The 18,983-nt window shown below is 74.5% G+C and carries 17 protein-coding genes and 1 riboswitch; of the genes, 11 read left to right on the top strand and 6 right to left on the bottom strand.

The window, feature by feature from the left end:
* Positions 1–28: 28 nt before the first annotated feature.
* A complete protein-coding gene (locus DT019_RS08050) occupies positions 29–727 on the bottom strand; it encodes a hypothetical protein (RefSeq protein WP_114035938.1) in 699 nt (232 codons plus the stop codon).
* Between the two features lie 146 nt (positions 728–873).
* Here DT019_RS08050 and DT019_RS08045 point away from each other — a divergent pair, with 146 nt between their 5' ends.
* Both DT019_RS08045 and DT019_RS08040 read left to right on the top strand, forming a co-directional pair.
* A complete protein-coding gene (locus tag DT019_RS08045) occupies positions 874–1,767 on the top strand; it encodes a neutral zinc metallopeptidase (protein ID WP_114035937.1) in 894 nt (297 codons plus the stop codon).
* 90 nt (positions 1,768–1,857) lie between these two features.
* Positions 1,858–2,247, top strand: a complete 390-nt coding sequence (locus tag DT019_RS08040) for a VOC family protein (RefSeq protein WP_114035936.1) — start codon at positions 1,858–1,860, stop codon at positions 2,245–2,247.
* Positions 2,248–2,371: 124 nt separating this feature from the next.
* On the opposite strand, the gene DT019_RS08035 is transcribed toward DT019_RS08040, so the two are convergent.
* From DT019_RS08035 to DT019_RS08025, 3 genes are all read right to left on the bottom strand, one after another.
* Positions 2,372–3,715: a hypothetical protein gene (locus DT019_RS08035; protein ID WP_114035935.1), complete on the bottom strand. Its 1,344-nt coding sequence runs from the start codon at positions 3,713–3,715 to the stop codon at positions 2,372–2,374.
* Between the two features lie 353 nt (positions 3,716–4,068).
* A complete protein-coding gene (locus DT019_RS08030) occupies positions 4,069–5,196 on the bottom strand; it encodes an alpha/beta hydrolase (protein WP_114035934.1) in 1,128 nt (375 codons plus the stop codon).
* 68 nt (positions 5,197–5,264) lie between these two features.
* Entirely contained in the window at positions 5,265–5,915 is a 651-nt protein-coding gene (locus tag DT019_RS08025) for a class II aldolase/adducin family protein (protein ID WP_114035933.1), read from the bottom strand.
* Between the two features lie 109 nt (positions 5,916–6,024).
* Between DT019_RS08025 and DT019_RS08020 the strand changes: the two genes are divergently transcribed.
* From DT019_RS08020 to DT019_RS07985, 8 genes are all read left to right on the top strand, one after another.
* Positions 6,025–6,804: a lysozyme gene (locus DT019_RS08020; protein ID WP_114035932.1), complete on the top strand. Its 780-nt coding sequence runs from the start codon at positions 6,025–6,027 to the stop codon at positions 6,802–6,804.
* A gap of 130 nt (positions 6,805–6,934) precedes the next feature.
* A complete protein-coding gene (locus tag DT019_RS08015; protein WP_114035931.1) occupies positions 6,935–8,203 on the top strand; it encodes an inorganic phosphate transporter in 1,269 nt (422 codons plus the stop codon).
* Positions 8,204–8,235: 32 nt separating this feature from the next.
* Positions 8,236–8,457: a hypothetical protein gene (locus tag DT019_RS08010; RefSeq protein ID WP_114035930.1), complete on the top strand. Its 222-nt coding sequence runs from the start codon at positions 8,236–8,238 to the stop codon at positions 8,455–8,457.
* Positions 8,458–8,557: 100 nt separating this feature from the next.
* Positions 8,558–8,699, top strand: a riboswitch (cobalamin riboswitch).
* A gap of 96 nt (positions 8,700–8,795) precedes the next feature.
* Entirely contained in the window at positions 8,796–9,752 is a 957-nt protein-coding gene (locus tag DT019_RS08005) for a cobalamin biosynthesis protein (RefSeq protein ID WP_114035929.1), read from the top strand.
* The gene (locus DT019_RS08000) at positions 9,734–11,275 is read left to right on the top strand and encodes a cobyric acid synthase (protein WP_114035928.1); all 1,542 of its coding nucleotides are present in this window, start codon (positions 9,734–9,736) and stop codon (positions 11,273–11,275) included. The genes DT019_RS08005 and DT019_RS08000 overlap by 19 nt, the downstream gene beginning before the upstream one ends.
* A gap of 52 nt (positions 11,276–11,327) precedes the next feature.
* A complete protein-coding gene (locus DT019_RS07995; RefSeq protein ID WP_114035927.1) occupies positions 11,328–13,346 on the top strand; it encodes a putative cobaltochelatase in 2,019 nt (672 codons plus the stop codon).
* A complete protein-coding gene (gene cobO / locus DT019_RS07990; protein ID WP_114035926.1) occupies positions 13,346–13,954 on the top strand; it encodes a cob(I)yrinic acid a,c-diamide adenosyltransferase in 609 nt (202 codons plus the stop codon). The genes DT019_RS07995 and cobO overlap by 1 nt, the downstream gene beginning before the upstream one ends.
* Positions 13,948–15,309 (top strand): cobyrinate a,c-diamide synthase, encoded by a 1,362-nt coding sequence (locus DT019_RS07985; RefSeq protein ID WP_114035925.1) that lies wholly within the window; start codon positions 13,948–13,950, stop codon positions 15,307–15,309. The genes cobO and DT019_RS07985 overlap by 7 nt, the downstream gene beginning before the upstream one ends.
* A 5-nt stretch (positions 15,310–15,314) precedes the next feature.
* Here the strand turns inward: DT019_RS07985 and DT019_RS07980 are convergent, their stop codons facing one another.
* A complete protein-coding gene (locus DT019_RS07980; protein ID WP_114035924.1) occupies positions 15,315–16,037 on the bottom strand; it encodes a ZIP family metal transporter in 723 nt (240 codons plus the stop codon).
* An 88-nt stretch (positions 16,038–16,125) separates the two neighbouring features.
* Here DT019_RS07980 and cobC point away from each other — a divergent pair, with 88 nt between their 5' ends.
* Entirely contained in the window at positions 16,126–17,664 is a 1,539-nt protein-coding gene (gene cobC / locus DT019_RS07975; protein WP_114035923.1) for an Rv2231c family pyridoxal phosphate-dependent protein CobC, read from the top strand.
* A 335-nt stretch (positions 17,665–17,999) separates the two neighbouring features.
* On the opposite strand, the gene DT019_RS07970 is transcribed toward cobC, so the two are convergent.
* Positions 18,000–18,944: an SCO1860 family LAETG-anchored protein gene (locus tag DT019_RS07970; protein ID WP_114035922.1), complete on the bottom strand. Its 945-nt coding sequence runs from the start codon at positions 18,942–18,944 to the stop codon at positions 18,000–18,002.
* Positions 18,945–18,983: the final 39 nt, after the last annotated feature.

Raw genomic sequence — 18,983 nt, 5'->3', positions numbered from 1 at the left:
CACAAGGAGAATTGCCATGGGGCCAATTCTAACTGGGCCGTGCAACCCCGTTTCCGCCACCGTCGGTCCGCCGGCGACCTGGGAGGTCGTTGCCCAGCGGGGTACGGCCAGGGGTGATCTTGCCGAGCCCGTCGACGGCGGCCAGTTCCCGGCTCCAGGCGACCCGGCCGCGGCAGGGCTGGGCGAGCAGCAGCACCCCGCCGGTGTGCGCGGTGCGCCCGGGGTCGAAGGCGCAGCCCTCGCGGGCGGGCAGCAGCCAGCGCAGGTCGCCGTCGGCGGCCCGGAAGGCGCTGACGCGCCGGGGGGTGACGACGGCGAGCATGCCCACCTCGGCGTCGAGCGGCTGGAGCACCCCGGCGGCCCGCTCGGGCCGGCCGGTCAGCCAGTCTCCGAGGCCGGGCACCGCCCGGTGCCAGCGGACCCGGCGGGCCCCGGTGTCGGTGACCATGCCGTCGGTCCACAGGGCGAAGGTGTGGCCGGGCGCGCGATACAGGGCGAGCGGCCGGCTGCCCTGCCTCCCGTACGTCCATCCGCGGGCCCCGGTGCCGGGGTCGTACGACTCGACGGCCGCGCCCCGGATCCGTACCGCCGACCGGTCCGGGCCGGGTGCGGCGAGGCGGACGAAGTGGTCGCCGTAGGGGGTCCGGCCGACGTGCTGGGCCGCGGTGACCAGCGGGAGGGCAAGTACGGCGGCGACGGCGGTCAGTGCGAGGCGGGTCCGGTCCATGACGCGCAGAGCGTATCGGCCGACGTAACAAAACGGGCGTAGCGCAATGACCTGATTGATACTCGGGGTGGCTTTGCCGATACTCGGGGTGACCTTGAGCGGGCCGCACCTCGGACCGGCCCGGGTGAACAGAGAGTGGTGCGCCCATGCAGTTCGACGACGACGCCAATCTGGACACGTCCGAGGTCGACGATGTGCGCGGCAGCCGCATCCCGGGCGGCCGGGCCACCGTCGGAGGGGGGATCGTCGGCCTCGTCGCGCTGCTGCTCGGCCTGTTCTTCGGCGTGGGCCCGGAGCAGCTCGGGCTCTCCTCGGGCGACACCGCGCCGGGCGCGAGCTCCTCGTCGCAGGCCCAGGTGAACCAGAGTTGCCGCACGGGCTCGGACGCCAACACCAAGGAGGACTGCCGGATCGTCGCTGTGGTCAACAGCGTGCAGGACTACTGGGGCCAGGAGTTCCCGCGGCGCGGCGGCAAGTACTCCCCCGCCCGGACGGTCTTCTTCACCAACCGGGTCAACACCGCGTGCGGGGCGGCCACTTCGGCCGTCGGGCCCTTCTACTGCCCCGGCGACCGGCAGGTCTATCTCGATCTGGGCTTCTTCACCGAACTGCGCACCAAGTTCGGCTCCAGCGGCGGACCGTTCGCGCAGGCCTACGTGGTGGCGCACGAGTACGGCCACCACATCCAGAACCTGATGGGCACCCTGCAGAAGTCGCAGGACGGGCGGCAGGGCGCCAACAGCAACTCGGTGAAGGTGGAGTTGCAGGCCGACTGCTACGCCGGGGTGTGGGCGCACCACGCCACGACGACTCCCGACAAGTCGACCGGCCGCCCGCTCATCTCCAAGCTCACCGACCAGGACATCAAGGACGGCCTCGACGCGGCGGCGGCGGTCGGCGACGACCGGATCCAGCAGAAGTTCCAGGGCCGCGTCACCCCGGAGACCTGGACGCACGGCTCGGCGCAGCAGCGCCAGCAGTGGTTCTACACCGGTTACCAGACGGGTGACATGGCCCGCTGCGACACCTTCGCGCGGTGAGCCCGGGCGTCCGGAGGCGTTGTCAGTGCTGGGTGCCACACTGAGAACCAGGTCACAGTCAGCGGCTTGGACGCGGAAGGAGCGAGCGGCATGAGCGTGTGTCCGACGATTCTCTACGGGGACGCGAAAGCGGCGATCCGGCAGCTCAAGGACGCCTTCGGCTTCACCGAGGTGTGCGTGTACGAGGGCGAGGGCGGCAGCGTGACGCACGCCGAGCTGTCCTACGGGACCGGCGTCGTGATGGTCGGCTCCAAGGGGCGCGGCGGCCTCTTCGACCGGACGATGGCGAACGCGGGCCCGGCGGGGGTGTACGTGGTGGTGGACGATGTGGACGCGCACCACAAGCGCGCCGCCGAGCAGGGCGTGGAGATCCTGATGGAGCCCACGGACCAGGACTACGGCGGGCGGGACTACCTGGCGCGGGACGCGGAGGGCAACGTGTGGAGCTTCGGGACGTACGTGCCGGGCGCCGCGGAGTAGACGGCGGGTCCGCGGTCCGGTCGGCTCGGAGCCGGTCAACCGGTCGGCGCACGAGGCGGGTTGAGGGCGTGAGACGGGCCGCCCTTGGGGGCGGGCGGCTGTCGCTACGCGCGTCGCGCCGTCGCTACACGGAACCGGTGTGGACCTGGAAGGCGGCCCGGCGGACCGCTTTGGCCAGGGCCGGGTCGGGGTGTGCCGCGGCGAGCGCGACCAGGACCTGCACGGTGCGGGGGTGTCCGACCGCGCGCACCTCGTCGAGCAGCGCGGGCACCGTGCCCTGCACCGCCGAGTCGAGGTGGCGTACGAGCAGTTCGCTCTCGCCGTGGTCGGCCACGGCGGCGGCCGTGTCGACCCACAGCCAGGTGGACTCCTCGCGGGTGAGGACGCTCAGCACGTCCTCGGGGTCGCCGCCCTCGTACTCGGCGAGCCAGAGCAGGGCATAGGGGCGCAGGCAGGTCTCCGAGGCGGCGGCGCGCACGGCGGCCTCGGCGGGCGCGCCCACGACCCGCAGCGCCTCGAAGGCGAGCCCGCGCAGCAGGGCGTCGTCGCCCCGGGCCACGTCGAGGAGTTCGGAGACGGCGCTGCCGACGGTGCGCGCGGCGGTCCAGGCGCGGTACTCGGCGCGGGCCGGACCCGGGGTGAGGCCCGCGCAGCCGCGCAGCATGTCCTCGGCGGACTGCTCGATGTTCCCGGCCGGGCTCTGCGCGGCGAGGCAGATCTGCTCCAGTTTGACCCAGACCGCCCAGTTGCCGAGCGGGGTCAGGGTGGCCTGGTCCTCGCCGAGGACAAGCGCGCCGACCGCGGCGAGACCGGCCAGGGCCCAGCCGAGGAGGTGTGGAAGGAGCGGAGGCAGGGCCACGGGGTCGGGCTGGGGGCCGTAGGGGACCTCGCAGCGTTCCTCGCGGAGTTCGGCGACGCGCTGTTCGAGCAGGTCGAGGAGGGCCGGCACAAGAACGGGTCCGTGCGAGAGCTGAAGGAGGGAGAGCAACTGCGGGACGGCCTCGACCACCTCGGCGACCGCGGTGGGGGCGATGTCGTCCGGGGCGGGATGGACCAGCGACCAGGCGTCGAACAGGGCGACCCAGCCGCGCAGGACGGCCGCGTCGTCGCGGTCCCAGGCGCGCAGCCGCCAGCCCGGCCGCACGGTCGCGCCGTGCAGCTCGACCAGTCCGGCGAGCCGGGCCCGGTCCCAGCCGGCCCGCACCTGACCTGGTGTCAGCCCCAGTGCGGCGGCGGCCCGCTCGGCGACCGGCGCGGGCAGCGGTCCCGGCCGGTCCGGTCCGGGAGCGGCGCCGCGGGCGCGCTCGGCGTCGGTCCAGCGGGCCACGCGCACGGCGTCGGCGAGCACCGCCCTGGCGTGGCGTGCCAGTTCGCCGGCGGCCGGGGTGCCGGCGGGCGGCCGGAGCGCCGACCGGCCCCGCCGGTCGGTCGCGGCTCTGCGAGCGGCGGCGAGCGGCCGGGCTTGCATCGGGTGCGGAGCGCGGACAAGCCGCAGTCTGGAGTCGCGCGGCAACTTCTCTTCAGGCTTCCGGGACGTCACGCAGGCAGTCTTCCCCGTCACCGGCCGAAAGCCCAAACGGAACCGGCCGGGCCCGGCACCCCGGGGGCCGGCGGGACAGCTGGGGGTCCGGGGACCGCCCCGCCGCGGAATACGGCTCCGCCGGCGTCCGAAAGGCCAAGCGGAACCGGCCGGCCCCGGCGCACCGGAGGCCGCCGGGGCTGCCCGTGCCCGGAGGCCGCCTCCCGGACGAGCACGGCCGCGTCACCACCAGAAAGGCCAAACGGAACCGGCCGGTCCCGGTGCGCCGGGGCCGCCGGGTCTCACATGAGGGGGGTCAGGAAGCGGCGCAGGGCTTCTTCGTAGCGGGACGGGTCGGCGTTCCACATCGAGGCGTGCGGGGCTTGTGCGACGGTGTGCAGGGTGATCAGTTCCGGTCGCCGGGAGGCGAGTTCGCGGGACGGGCCCCAGGGGGCGAGGGTGTCGTCGGGTCCGTGGAAGACCAGCGTCGGCACCTTCAGGGCCCTGGGGTCGATGGCTTCCTGGAGGCGGTCGCCGTGGATGCCGGTACGGCCCTGGGCGGCCCGGACGGCGAGCGGCAGCAGGGGGCCCGGGGTGCGGCGCGCCGAGGCGAGGGCCTTGAGGGTGAACTCCCAGTCCAGCACCGGCGAGTCGAGGACGATGCCGCCGACCCGCTCGCGCAGCGGGGAGTGGGCGGCGGCGTGCAGGGCCATGGTGGCGCCGGTGGACCAGCCGTGCAGGATGACCCGCCGGGCCCCGGACCGCAGGGCGTAGCGGATCGCGGCGTCGAGGTCGCGCCACTCGGAGTCGCCCAGGTGGCCGAGGCCGTCCGGGGAGGGGGGAGCCCCGTCGTCGCCCCGGTAGGCGAGGAGGAGCACGGGGAGCTCCTGGCGGCGAAGGAACTCCACGACGTTCAGGGGGTGTTCGCGGGTGGTGCCGAGGCCGTGCACGGCGATCACCCAGGTGGCGCGGTCGCCGGGCACCAACCAGGCGGGCAGCGGACCGAGTTCGCCCGGGACCTCGACGTCCTGGTGATCGATGCCGAGCGCGGTGGACGGGGTGCCGCGGTGCACCTGCGGGGTGAGCCGCACCCGGTCCCCCGCCGCCAGGGCGCCGCGGGTGACCCGCTCAAGGCGGCGTACGACCGTGTCGGCGGTGGGCGAGGCGCCGTCGAGGATGTCTCCGACGACGGCATGGGCGCCCTCGGACTCCAGCCCGTACCTCCCCGGGCGCAGCGCCGCGAGCGAGCGGGTCAGGGTGACGCGGCCGGGCGCGGTGGCGTGCACGGTCAGCGGGCGGTCGGTGGGCAGCGGGCTGCCCGGCGGCGCCTTGAGGGCCGCGTCGCTGGCGTAGCGTCCGGCGACGACCGCTGCCGCACCGATGCCGAGGAGTGTGGTGACGGCCGCTGCCGTCTTCGTCGCGGGGCGCACCTCATCAGTCTCGGGGCGGGGCCGCCAACGTGCCAGTGGGCGGCGCCCGGCGGGGCGACGCTCCCCCGCTACGGCTGCCCGTACCCCCGCAGCCGTTCGGCGACCTCGTCGAGCTGGGCGGGGGCGAGCAGGCTCGGGGCGCGGCCGGGCAGCGCCGCGGCGGCGAGCCAGACCCGGCACATCCACTCCAGTTGGGCGGTGCGGTCGTAGGCCTGGGCGAGACCGGCCCCGTAGGTGACGGCTCCGTGGTTCTGGAGGAGGCAGCCGGTGCGGCCCCGCAGGGCGCCCAGCATGCTCTCGGCCAACTCCTCGCTGCCGTACAGCGCGTAGGGGGCGACCCGGACCGGGCCGCCGAGCGCGGCGGCCATGTAGTGGATGAGGGGCAGCTCGCTCACCAGGGTGGACACGGCCGTGGCGTGCACGGCGTGGGTGTGGACCACGGCCCGCGCGTCGGTGTTGCGGTACACGGCGAGGTGCATCGGGGTCTCGCTGGTGGGCCGGAGCGTGCCCATGACCTGGCGGCCTTCGAGGTCGACGGCGACGGTGTCGGCGGGCCCGAGCCGGTCGTAGGGGACGCCCGTCGGGGTGACCAGGATCAGCTCGCCCACGCGGACCGACACGTTGCCCGAGGTGCCGACGACCAGCCCTTCGGCCGCGGTCCTGCGCGCGGTGTCGACCAGTTCGGCCCATGCGTCGGCGGTCGCCGTGTCGTCGCTCATGCGGCCGATCCTGCCAGGGCGGGAGCGGCCGGGGCACGCGGGCCGAAACGTGATCTTCCACTAGCCTCTGGGTGCTTTGTGCCGTAACACCGCGATTCTGGGGGACCTCATGGCCCGCGACCGCAATCCGTTGCCGCCCCGGGCCCGGGCGCGGGCCGCGCTGATGGTGTCCGTGGCCGCGGCCGTCCTCGGCTGTGCGGCGCTCGCGGCGCTGCCCGGCGCGGCGGCCGCGGACAAGCCGCTCGGCCACGACGTGTCCTCGCACCAGAAGAACGTCGACTGGGGTTCGGCGAAGGGCCTGGGGGCGTCCTTCGTCTATGTGAAGGCGACCGAGTCGACGACGTACCGCAACCCCTACTTCGGGCAGCAGTACGACGGCGCCCGGCAGGCGGGGCTGGTGCGGGGGGCCTATCACTTCGCGGTGCCCGACCAGTCGCCCGGCCGGGTTCAGGCCGACTTCTTCGTGCGCAACGGGGGCGGCTGGTCGGCCGACGGCTGGACGCTGCCGCCCGCGGTCGACCTGGAGCACAACCCGTACGGCAAGGACGCGAAGGGCGGCAGCGGCGACACGTGCTACGGCCTGAAGCCTGCCGAGATGACCGCGTGGATCGCGGGGTTCAGCGACGAGGTGCGGCTGCGCACCGGGCGGCGTCCGGTGATCTACACGACGGCCGGCTGGTGGAACGCCTGCACCGGCCACAGCCGGGCCTTCGCCGCGGCCCATCCGCTGTGGCTGGCCCGGTACGCGAGCACCCCGGGCGCGCTGCCGGCGGGCTGGTCGTACTGGACGTTCTGGCAGTACGAGAACGGGAGCGGGAGCCTGCCGGGTGACCAGAATCTCTTCAACGGCACTTCCGAGCAGTTGAGGCGGTTCGCGGCCGGGCGGTGAACGGGCCCGTCGGCCCAGCGGGCGGCGAGAAGTGGCCACGGACACCATCACGCCCGCCCCAGTTCATCTTCCGTTCACTCAGGTTACTTACGTTCGTCCAGCCACTGACGTCGAACGATTGCCTGGGTAAATGGAACACATCACGCTGCTGCTCGCGATGGTGATCGTGACAGCTCTCGTGTTCGATTTCACGAACGGTTTCCATGACACCGCCAACGCGATGGCCACCACCATCTCGACCGGCGCCCTGAAGCCCAAGACGGCGGTCGCCATGTCCGCCGCGCTCAATCTGGTCGGCGCGTTCCTGTCGGTGGAGGTCGCCAAGACGATCTCCGGCGGGATCATCAACGAGAAGGGCATCAGAACCGAGGTCATCTTCGCGGCCCTCGTCGGTGCCATCCTCTGGAACCTGCTGACCTGGCTGCTCGGGCTGCCCTCCAGCTCCTCGCACGCCCTGTTCGGCGGCCTCATCGGCGCCGCGGTCATGTCGGCCGGCTGGTCCTCGGTCAACGGCTCCACCGTCGTCACCAAGGTGCTGCTCCCCGCCGTCGCCGCCCCGATCGTCGCGGGCGTCGCCGCGATGCTGGCCACCCGGCTGACGTACCGGCTCAACCGGAACACCGACGAGAAGGCCACCGCCAAGGGCTACCGCGCGGGCCAGATCGCCTCGGCCGGCCTCGTCTCGCTCGCCCACGGCACCAACGACGCGCAGAAGACGATGGGCATCATCACCCTCGCCCTGGTCACCGGCGGCGTGCTGCACCCGGGCTCGAACCCCCCGCTGTGGGTCATCGTCTCGGCCGGCCTGGCCATCGCGATGGGCACCTACATCGGCGGCTGGCGCATCATCCGCACCATGGGCAAGGGCCTCACCGAACTCCGCCCGCCGCAGGGCTTCGCCGCCCAGACCGGTGCGGCCACCGTCATCCTGGCCTCCTCGCACATCGGCTTCTCGCTCTCCACCACCCAGGTCTGCTCGGGCTCCGTCATGGGCGCGGGCCTCGGCCGCAAGGGCGGTGTGGTCCGCTGGTCCACCGCGACCCGCATGGCCGTCGCCTGGGTCCTGACGCTGCCGGCCGCCGCGCTGGTCGGCGCGGGCGCCGAGTTCCTCACCAAGCAGGGCACCTGGGGCATCGTCGCCGTCGCCATCCTGCTGATCGCCGGTTCCGGCACCATCTGGAAGCTGTCGCGCCGCCAGCCGGTCGACCGCCACAACGTCACCGCCGACGAGATCGGCACGGCCCCCGAGGCCGAGCCCGCCGGTGTCGTCACCACCGCGATCGCCGCGGTCACCCCGCCGCCGACCGGCGCGGCCGTCGCGGCCACCGAGCTCAAGGCCACGATCCAGGCCCCGGCTCCGGTGACCCCCGCCGACCCGCCCACCCCGGCGACGGTCTGACCCCGGTCCTCCGGCACAGCTAAGGAATCCTCATGCACATCGACTGGGCAGCCCTCGGCTCCGTCTTCGGCGTCAGCCTCGCGGTGACCGTCGGCCTGGTGGGCCTGTTCACCCTCGGCATCGTCGGCCTCAGCAAGCGCGAGGCGGCGGCGTCCGGCAGCGGCAACGTGGCCGTGGCCCGCACCGGCGCGTACGCCTGCTTCGCGCTCTGCGCGGCGGCCGTGGCGTACGGGATCTATCTGATCGTCGCCTGACCCACGGGCACCATCCGATCCGCCCTCCGGCCGGTGCCGGGGGGCGGTTCGCTGTGGCACCGCCCACTCTCTCGCGCCGCAGGTCAACAGCAAGTTGACGGGTGTTCTCGCAGCGTGGTGGACTGCACCGGCCAGCTACGGCGGCAGGAGAGGAAGCCGGTGCGAATCCGGCGCGGTCCCGCCACTGTCAGCGGGGAGTGATCCCCGTGAGCCAGGAACTCTCACCGCCGGTCACGTCGAACCAGGGCGCGGACACCCTGAGTGAGGACATACCGCCATGCGCGCCTGCCAGTTGAGACTCTCCGGCCCTTCCCGCGACGCCCTGGCGGGCTGACCGCATGCGGGCCGATCGCACCTTCGCCTACGGCGCCACCGCCGGACTCCTCGGCGACCTCCTCCTCGGCGATCCACGCCGCGGGCATCCGGTCGCCGCGTTCGGCCGCGCGGCCGGCGCCGTCGAGCGCGTCCTGTGGCGCGACCACCGCGGCCGGGGCGCGCTGCACACCCTGCTGTGCGCGGGCGGCGCCGCGGGCGTTGCGGCTCTCCTCTCCCGCGCCGCACGGAACCGGCCGGCCGCGTCCGTCGCGCTGACCGCCGCCGCCACCTGGACCGTGGTGGGCGGCACCTCGCTCGGCCGCGAGGCGCGGGCCATCGGCGGCGCGCTCGCCGCGGGCGACGTGGAAGTCGCCCGGGAGCGCCTCCCCCACCTGTGCGGGCGCGACCCGCAGTCCCTGGACGCCGACGGCATCGCACGGGCCGTCGTCGAGTCGGTCGCCGAGAACACCTCCGACGCGGTCGTGGGCGCCCTGGTGTGGGGCGCGTTCGCGGGGGTGCCGGGGCTCGTGGGCTTCCGGGCCGTCAACACGCTGGACGCGATGGTCGGGCACAAGTCGGCCAGGTACCGCAGATACGGCTGGGCCTCGGCGCGCCTGGACGACGTGGCGGGCTGGCCGGGCGCCCGGCTCACCGCCGTGCTCGCGGCCCTGGCCGGCCCGGACACCAAGGGCGCGGTCCGGGCCTGGCGGGCGGATGCCGCCAAGCACCCGAGCCCCAACGCGGGCCCCGTCGAGGCGGCGTTCGCGGGCGCCCTCGGCGTCCGCCTGGGCGGCACGCTCTCCTACGCCGGACGCGTCGAGCACCGGCCGGTCCTGAACGGCCCCGGGCGGGCCGTCGAAGTCGCCGACATCGAACGGGCGGTACGGCTCTCGCGCACGGTGGGCTGGCTGACGCTGGCCACCGCCGTCGCCGCGAGGGCCGCTGTGAGGAAGGGACGTACATGGGTGGCGGGCTGCTGATCGCGGGCACGACCTCGGACGCGGGCAAGAGCGTCGTCACGGCCGGGATCTGCCGCTGGCTGGTCCGGCAGGGCGTCAAGGTCGCGCCGTTCAAGGGCCAGAACATGTCGCTGAACTCGTTCGTCACGCGCGAGGGCGCGGAGATCGGCCGGGCTCAGGCGATGCAGGCGCAGGCGGCGCGCGTGGAGCCCACGGCACTCATGAACCCGGTGCTGCTCAAGCCCGGGAGCGACCGCTCCAGCCAGGTCGTCCTCATGGGCAAGCCGGTGGGCGAGCTGAGCGCCCGCGGGTTCTTCGGCTCCGCGGACCCGTCCTCGGGCGCCGCGCTGCGCGGGGGCGGCCGGGAGGCGCTGCTCGGCACCGTCCTGGAGTGCCTGGAGGAGCTCCGGGGCACGTATGACGCCGTGATCTGCGAGGGGGCCGGGAGTCCGGCCGAGATCAATCTGCGGCGCACCGACATCGTCAACATGGGCATCGCGCGGGCCGCCCGGCTGCCCGTCGTGGTGGTCGGCGACATCGACCGCGGCGGGGTGTTCGCCTCGTTCTTCGGGACGACGGCGCTGCTCAGTCCCGAGGACCAGGCGCTGGTCGCCGGGTACGTCGTCAACAAGTTCCGCGGCGACGTGTCGCTCCTGGAGCCCGGCATCGAGATGCTGCGCGGCCTGACCGGCCGGCACACCTACGGCATCCTGCCGTACGCCCACGGCCTCGGCATCGACGAGGAGGACGGACTCCGGGTGTCGATGCGCGGCGCGGTGCGCGAGTCCGTGGTGGCGCCGCCGGTCGGCGAGGACGTGCTGCGGGTCGCGGTGTGCGCGGTGCCGCTGATGTCCAACTTCACCGACGTGGACGCGCTCGCGGCCGAACCCGGCGTGGTCGTCCGCTTCGTGGACCGGCCCGAGGAGCTCGCCGACGCCGACCTCGTGGTGGTGCCGGGCACGCGCGGCACGGTGCGCGCCCTGGAGTGGCTGCGCGAGCGCGGCCTCGCGGCCGAGCTGGCGCGCCGGGCCGCCGCGGGCCGTCCGGTGCTCGGCATCTGCGGCGGCTTCCAACTGCTCGGCGAGCACATCGAGGACGACGTCGAGTCGAGGGCGGGCTCGGTGCCCGGCCTCGGACTGCTGCCGGTCCGGGTGCGGTTCGCCGCCGACAAGACCCTGGCCCGGCCCGTCGGCGCCGCTCTCGGCGAGCCCGTCGAGGGGTACGAGATCCACCACGGCGTGGCCGAAGTCCTGGGCGGGGAGCCGTTCCTGGACGGCTGCCGCGTCGGTGCGGTGTGGGGCACGCACTGGCACGGCTCCCTGGAGAGCGACGGGTTCCGGCGCCGCTTCCTCGCACAGGTCGCCCGGGCCTCGGGCCGACGGTTCGTGCCCGCGCCGGACACCTCGTTCGGGGCGCTGCGCGAGGAGCAGCTGGACCGGCTCGGCGACCTGATCGAAGAACACGCGGACACCGACGCCCTGTTGCGGCTGATCGAGCAGGGCCCGCCCGCCGGGCTGCCCTTCATCCCGCCGGGGGCGTCGTGACCACCCCGGCGAGCCCGCGGCGTACAGCACTACTCGAAGGAGAGATCGGCACATGAGCACCCGGTATCCGTTCACCGCCGTCGTCGGCATGGACGACCTGCGCCTCGCGCTGCTCCTGAACGCCGTCAGCCCGGCGGTGGGCGGTGTCCTCGTCCGGGGCGAGAAGGGCACCGCGAAGAGCACCGCCGTACGCGCGCTCGCGGATCTGCTGCCCGAGGTGGCGGTCGTGGCGGGCTGCCGCTTCAGCTGCGACCCGGCCGCACCCGACCCGCGGTGCCCGGACGGCCCGCACGAGAGCGGACCGGGTGCTGCCCGCGCGGCCCGCATGGTCGAGCTCCCGGTCGGCGCCTCCGAGGACCGCCTGGTGGGCGCCCTCGACATCGAACGGGCCCTCGGCGAGGGCGTGAAGGCCTTCGAGCCGGGCCTGCTCGCGGACGCGCACCGCGGCATCCTGTACGTCGACGAGGTCAACCTGCTGCACGACCACCTCATCGACCTGCTGCTCGACGCCGCCGCCATGGGGTCCTCCTACGTCGAGCGCGAAGGCGTCTCGGTGCGGCACGCCGCCCGGTTCCTCCTGGTCGGCACGATGAACCCCGAAGAGGGCGAGCTGCGGCCGCAGTTGCTCGACCGGTTCGGCCTGACCGTCGAGGTCGCGGCCTCCCGCGAGCCCGAGCAGCGCGTCGAGGTGGTGCGCCGCCGCCTCGCGTACGACGACGACCCGGCCGCCTTCGCCGCGCGCTGGGCCGACGAGGAGGGCGCACTGCGCCAACGGATCGTGGCGGCAAGGGAGTTGCTCCCCTCCGTGGTGCTCGGCGACGCGGTGCTGCTCCAGATCGCGGCCACCTGCGCCGCGTTCGAGGTGGACGGCATGCGCGCCGACATCGTGATGGCGCGCACGGCCACCGCGCTCGCCGCCTGGGCGGGGCGCACGGAGGTGACGTCCGAGGACGTCCGCCAGGCCGCGCTGCTCGCGCTGCCGCACCGGCGTCGGCGCAACCCCTTCGACGCGCCCGGCCTCGACCAGGACAAGCTCGACGAGACCCTTGAGCAGTTCCAGGACGAGGACCGGGGCGACGACGATCCGGACCCCGGCCCCGAGGGCCCCGGCGGGGGCGGCGGAGTGCCGCCGCAGGGCGACTCCCCCGAGAGCCCGGCCGAGTCCCCCGAGACCCCGGACACCTCCGAAGCCCCGGAGCCGCCCGCCGCCCCCGCGCCGAGCGGTCCCGGTGAGCGGGCCGCGGTGAAGGCCGCCGAGCCGTTCCGTACGAAGATGCTGAGCGTGCCGGGGCTCGGTGAGGGGGCCGCGGGCCGCCGCTCACGGGCCCGCACCGACCACGGCCGCACGACCGGTTCGCGCCGCCCCGAAGGAGCGCTCACCAAGCTGCACCTGACGGCGACCGTGCAGGCCGCGGCGCCGCACCAGCGGGCGCGCGGCCGCTCGGGCCGCGGCCTCGTCGTACGCCGTGACGACCTGCGCCAGGCCACCCGCGAGGGCCGCGAGGGCAACCTCGTGCTCTTCGTGGTGGACGCCTCCGGGTCGATGGCGGCCCGGCAGCGGATGAGCGCGGTCAAGGGCGCGGTGCTCTCGCTGCTCCTCGACGCCTACCAGCGCCGCGACAAGGTCGGTCTGATCACCTTCCGCGGCAAGGAGGCCGAGGTCGCGCTGCCGCCCACCTCGTCGGTGGACGCGGCCGCGGCCCGGCTCGAATCGCTGCCGACCGGCGGGCGCACCCCGCTCGCGGCCGGGCTCCTCAAGGCCCATGACGTGCTGCGCGTGGAGCGGTTGCGCGATCCCTCGCGGCGGCCGCTGCTCGTGGTGGTCACCGACGGCCGGGCGACGGGCGGCCCCGACCCGGTGGCGCTCGCCGGGCGTTCGGCCCGGCTGCACGCGGCCGAGGGCACCGCGTCGGTCGTCGTGGACTGCGAGTCGGGCATGGTGCGGCTGGGGCTCGCCGGGGAGCTGGCGCGCGAACTCGGCGGCAGCGCCGTCACGCTGGACGAGCTGCGGGCGGACACGATCGCCGGTCTCGTCAAGGACGTTCAGGGAACTTCGAGGAGGGCCGCTTAATGCCGCAGGGACAGGTCAGTGTCGTACCCGAGGACGGTCTGACGACCCGTCAGCGCCGTAACAGGCACCTGGTGATGGTGCACACCGGCGTCGGGAAGGGGAAGTCGACGGCCGCGTTCGGGATGGCGCTGCGCGCCTGGAACCAGGGCTGGCCGGTCGGGGTGTTCCAGTTCGTGAAGTCGGCGAAGTGGAAGGTCGGCGAGGAGAACGCGCTGAAGGTGCTCGGGGCGTCCGGCGAGGGCGGCCGGGTCGACTGGCACAAGATGGGCGAGGGCTGGTCCTGGATCCAGCGCGAGACCGCCGAGGGCGAGCCGACCCACGAGGAGAAGGCCCGCGAGGGCTGGGAGCAGGTCAAGCGCGACCTGGCCGCCGAGACGTACAAGTTCTACGTGCTCGACGAGTTCGCCTACCTGCTGCACTGGGGCTGGGTCGACGTGGACGAGGTCGTCTCGGTGCTGCGCGACCGGCCGGGCACCCAGCACGTGGTCATCACCGGCCGCAACGCGCCAGAGCAGCTCGTGGAGTTCGCGGACCTGGTGACGGACATGTCCAAGGTCAAGCACCCGATGGACGCCGGTCAGAAGGGCCAGCGGGGCATCGAGTGGTAGCACGTCTCGTCATCGCCGCCCCCGCGTCGGGCAGCGGCAAGACCACCGTCGCGACCGGTCTGATGGCCGCGTTCGCGCGATCGGGGCTCGCCGTGTCCCCGCACAAGGTGGGCCCCGACTACATCGACCCCGGGTACCACGCGCTCGCGACCGGGCGGCCCGGCCGCAACCTCGACGCGTACATGTGCGGAACCGATCTGGTGGCCCCGCTGTTCGCGCACGGCGCGCGCGGCTGCGACCTCGCCGTGGTCGAGGGCGTGATGGGCCTGTACGACGGGGCGAGCGGGCTCGGCGAGCTCGCCTCCACCGCCCAGGTGTCCAAGCTTCTGCGGGCCCCGGTGGTGCTCGTCGTGGACGCCTCGTCGCAGTCGCGGTCGGTGGCCGCGCTGGTGCACGGCTTCGCGTCCTGGGACCCCGAGGTACGGATCGGCGGCGTGATCCTCAACAAGGTCGGCTCGGACCGGCACGAGGCGCTGCTGCGCGAGGCGATGGAGGACGTGGGCGTCCCCGTCCTCGGCGCCCTGCGCCGCGCCCCCCAGGTCGACACCCCCTCCCGCCACCTGGGTCTGGTCCCGGTCGCGGAGCGCCGGTCGGACGCGGTGGACGCGGTGGCGGCGATGGGCGAGCAGGTGCGGGCGGGGTGCGATCTGCCCGGGCTCCTGGCCTTGGCTCGCAGCGCGCCGCGGCTGGACGGCGAGCCGTGGAACCCGGCCGTGGAATCACCCCGCCCCGCCCCGGGCCCCCGCTCCGGGCGGCGGCCCGTGATCGCCGTCGCCGGCGGCTCCGCGTTCACCTTCTCCTACGCCGAGCACACCGAACTGCTCACCGCGGCGGGCGCGGAGGTGGTCACCTTCGACCCGCTCAGGGACGAGCAACTCCCGCTCGGCACCAGCGGATTGGTGATAGGCGGCGGGTTCCCCGAGGTGTACGCGGCCGAACTGTCGGCCAACGAACCGCTGCGCAAGGCCGTCGCCGGGCTCGCCCACTCGGGGGCGCCCGTGGCCGCCGAATGCGCGGGGCTGCTCTACCTCGCGCGGTCCCTGGACGGGCAGCCCATGTGCGGGGTGCTCGACGCCGACGCCCGGATGTCGGGGCGGCTCACCCTGGGGTACCGGGAGGCCGTGGCCGTGCGGGACAACAGCCTGGCCGCCGCCGGGACGAGGCTGCGCGGGCACGAGTTCCACCGCACCGTCATCGAGCCGGGCGCGGGCGCCGAGCCCGCGTGGGGCATCGTGCACCCGGAGCGCCGCGTCGAGGGCTTCGTCCAGGACGGCGTGCACGCCAGCTATCTGCACACGCACTGGGCGGCCCGCCCCGAGGTGGCCGTCAGGTTCGCCGGGGCCTGCGCGCGATGACCTGCTCACCCGGCGAAGCCCACCACCAGCCAGATGAACCCCACGCCCGCGACGGTGAACAGCAGCGTCGACAGGGCGGGGTGCTCGTGGTGGGCCTCGGGGAGGATCTCGGCGGCGGCCAGGTACAGGAGCACGCCGCCGAAGAAGCCCAGATAGCTGCCGAGCAGCTGCTCCGGAAGAGTGAACAGCAGGGTCGACGCGGCCCCCACCATCGGGGCCAGCGCGTCGGCGAACAGCATCGCCACCGCCTTGCGCCTCTCGTTCCCGTACAGGCTGGTGATCGTGTACGTGTTGAAGCCGTCGGCGAAGTCGTGGGTGATGACGGCGAGCGCCACGGCGGCGCCCATGCCCGCGCCCACCTGGAAGGCCGCGCCGATCGCGATGCCGTCCATCAGGCTGTGCCCGACCATCGCGGAGGCGACCGTGACGCCGACCTGCGGGGCCCGGTGCTCGCCCGCCCCGTGGGCGGCCTGACGCACGGCGAGCACCCGCTCGACGACGTGCGCGAAGAGGAAGCCGCCGACGAACAGGAGCAGCGCCCCGGGCACCCCGAAGAGGTCGCCCCCGGCCGCGTCCAGGGCTTCCGGCAGCAGGTCGAGCCCGACCACGCCCAGCATGAGTCCGCCCGCGAGCCCCAGCACCAGGTGGCGCCGGTCGGTGACCCGCTGGGCGGTCCAGCCGCCGACCAGGGTCATCAGGAACGCGCCGAGCGCGACGAATACCGCCATGCGCCCTTGCTAACCGACTGGGCCCGTACTCCGCACGTCCACGTCCGGGCCCGCCGCCGCCCGCGAGCGGCCTGAGAGGATCCCCGCCATGCCCGACGCCGCCCGCACTCGCCAGGACGCCGGGGCGCCGCTCGTCGTGGGCGTCGGCGCCTCGAAGGGCGTGTCCGTCGAGGAGGTGCTCGGCCTCATCGGGGCCGCCCTCGCGGACGCGGGCCTGGATCCGCACACGGTCGGCGAACTGGCCACCGTGGACGGCAAGTCGACGGAGCCGGGAATCGTCGGGGCCGCGGCGCACCTCGGGATACCCGTCGTCGCGTACGCGGCCGGTGAGCTCGCGGCCGTGCCGGTGCCCCATGGCTCGGACACGGCGCTCGCCGCGGTCGGAACCCGTTCCGTCGCGGAGGCCGCCGCGCTGGCCGGAGGCGGTGAACTGCTGGTGCCCAAGCGGAAGTCGACCCCCGCGGGACGTGCCGCCATGGCGACGTGTGCGATCGTACGTCGACCCCACCTCCGGCCGTTCGCCGACCATCGCGACGGACCCCCCACCAGGAGCGAAGCCATGTCCATCCCCACCACCGAGCCCCTGCACGACCTGCGCCACCACGGCGACGCCGAGGTCCGCGACGACGGCGGCGAGCTGACCGACCTCGCGGTGAACGTCCGCTCGGACACTCCCCCGACCTGGCTGCGCGAGCGCATCGCCGACTCGCTGACCGGGCTCGCCGCGTATCCGGACGGGCGGGCGGCCCGCGCGGCGGTGGCGGCGCGGCACGGCCTCCCGGTGGAGCGGGTGCTCCTGACGGCGGGCGCCGCCGAGGCCTTCGTCCTGCTCGCCAGAGCACTGACGTCCCGTCACCCCGTGGTCGTGCATCCGCAGTTCACCGAGCCGGAGGCGGCGCTGCGTGATGCGGGACGCGAGGTGCGGCGCGTGCTGCTGCGGGCCGAGGACGGCTTCCGGCTGGATCCCGCCGCCGTCCCCGAGGAGGCGGACCTGGTGGTGGTCGGCAACCCGACCAACCCCACCTCCGTCCTGCACCCCGCCGACACGCTGGCCCGACTCGCCCGCCCCGGGCGGACGTTGGTGGTCGACGAGGCGTTCATGGACGCCGTGCCGGGCGAGCGCGAGGCCCTGGCGGACCGCGCGGACCTGCCCGGCCTGGTCGTGCTGCGCAGCCTGACCAAGACCTGGGGTCTGGCGGGGCTGCGGATCGGCTACGTCCTCGCCGCCCCGGAGACGATCACGGCCCTCCAGAGCGCCCAGCCGCTGTGGCCGGTGTCGACTCCGGCGCTGGTCGCCGCCGCCGCCTGCATGGAGCCCCGCGCCCTCGCGGAGGCCGAGGCGGCGGCGGTACGGATCGCCGAGGACCGGGCCCATCTTCTCGCCGGGCTCGCGGAGTTCGACGAGGTCCAGGCGGTCGAGGCGGCCGAGGGCTCGTTCGTGCTCGTACGGATCGAGGGGGCGGCGCGGGTCAGGGAGCGGCTGCGGGGGCTCGGGTTCGCGGTGCGGCGGGGCGACACGTTTCCGGGGCTCGGGGGTGAGTGGTTGCGGCTCGCGGTGCGGGACCGGGCCACCACGAACCGCTTCCTCCAGGCCCTGGACCAGGCCCTGACCCTGACCCACCCCTAACCCCGGGGCCCCGCCCCGGCCCCGCCGCCCCCTGGGGCTCCGCCCCAGACTCGGTCGCGCCTAAACGGCGCTCGTCCTCAATCGCCGGACGGGCTGAAGACGCCGGCGTGACCAGCATCGACCCTGCTAGGGGCGCGGGGAACTGCGCGATCGACCCAGCACGGCCCGCAGACGAAAGCGGGGTTCAAGGGGCGCGGGGAACGGCGCGAGCGACCCAGCACGGCCCGCAGGCGGAGGCGGGGTCAAGGGGCCCGGGGCCGCAACCCCGGGCGGCCCGGGCCCGGGCCCGGGGCGGGCGGCACGCACCCCCTCGCGCCCCCGCCCGCCCCAGAACCTCAGCCCCGCCCAGCCCGCCGCCGGCTGAGCACGAGCACCCCCGCACCACCCACCAGCAGCACCGCCGCCCCGCCCGCGACATAGGGCGTGGCCCCACCCCCGGTCTCGGCCAGCGCCGTGCCCGAGGCGACGCCCTGCGTCTTCACCTCGGCGGCGACGGGCCCCTTGCGAGGGTCGCCCGTCGCACCGGCACCCTTGGGCGGCGCGGGCGCCTCGCAGGTCGCCTCGGCCAGGGTGACCTCGCCCTTGACGTCGGCGACGTTCAGATGGAGCGGATTGACGGAGACGCTGAGCCGGAGCGCGACGGCCGCGGCGGTGCGCGAGGTGGTCGTGGCCTTCGACAGGTCGAGACCGACCTCGCCGACCCCCGGCACCAGCACCCGCGTGGTCCCGCCCGCGGACAGCGTGACCCTGCGGCCGAGCACCGTTACCGCGCCGAGCACATTCGACGTGGCCACGGGCGCGCGGCCCGCCTCGCAGACCGCGCTGGAGGTCACCTCCCCCACCTCGATGAGGGAGAGCAGGGGAAGGCCGGGCAGATGGAGCCGGGCATGGACGAGCCGACTGGTGCCCTCCGCCTTCTTCGCGTCGGCGCTCGCCCTGGCCGTGGCCACGTCCGCCTTCAGCACCTGGACGGGCTGCCCGCCGCCGACCCCGTCCAGCTTCACGGTCAGCGCGGTCTTCTCGGCACCGGCCGGGGCGGAGACCTCGTTGAGCGTGGCCTTGAGCGGTACGTCGACGGCCTTGTCGAGCAGGGAGACGTCGAGCCCGGTGCGCAGCACCACGGCACTCGCGCGGCCCCTGCCGTCGCCTTCGGCGCCCGTGGCCCGCGCGGGTGCGGCGAGCAGCAGCGGCCCGGCGGCCACCGCCACACAGGCCGCGACGGCGGCGGAGCGACGGACGGCATGACCGCTCGCGGGCAGGCGGAAGTTGTAGCTGTTCACAATGGTGGAACCCCCACAGGAGACATGGCTGACCGGGCA

This window comes from Streptomyces sp. SDr-06 (assembly GCF_003324565.1).
Taxonomy (GTDB): domain Bacteria; phylum Actinomycetota; class Actinomycetes; order Streptomycetales; family Streptomycetaceae; genus Streptomyces.
This window is presented reverse-complemented; position numbering and strand designations above follow the sequence as displayed.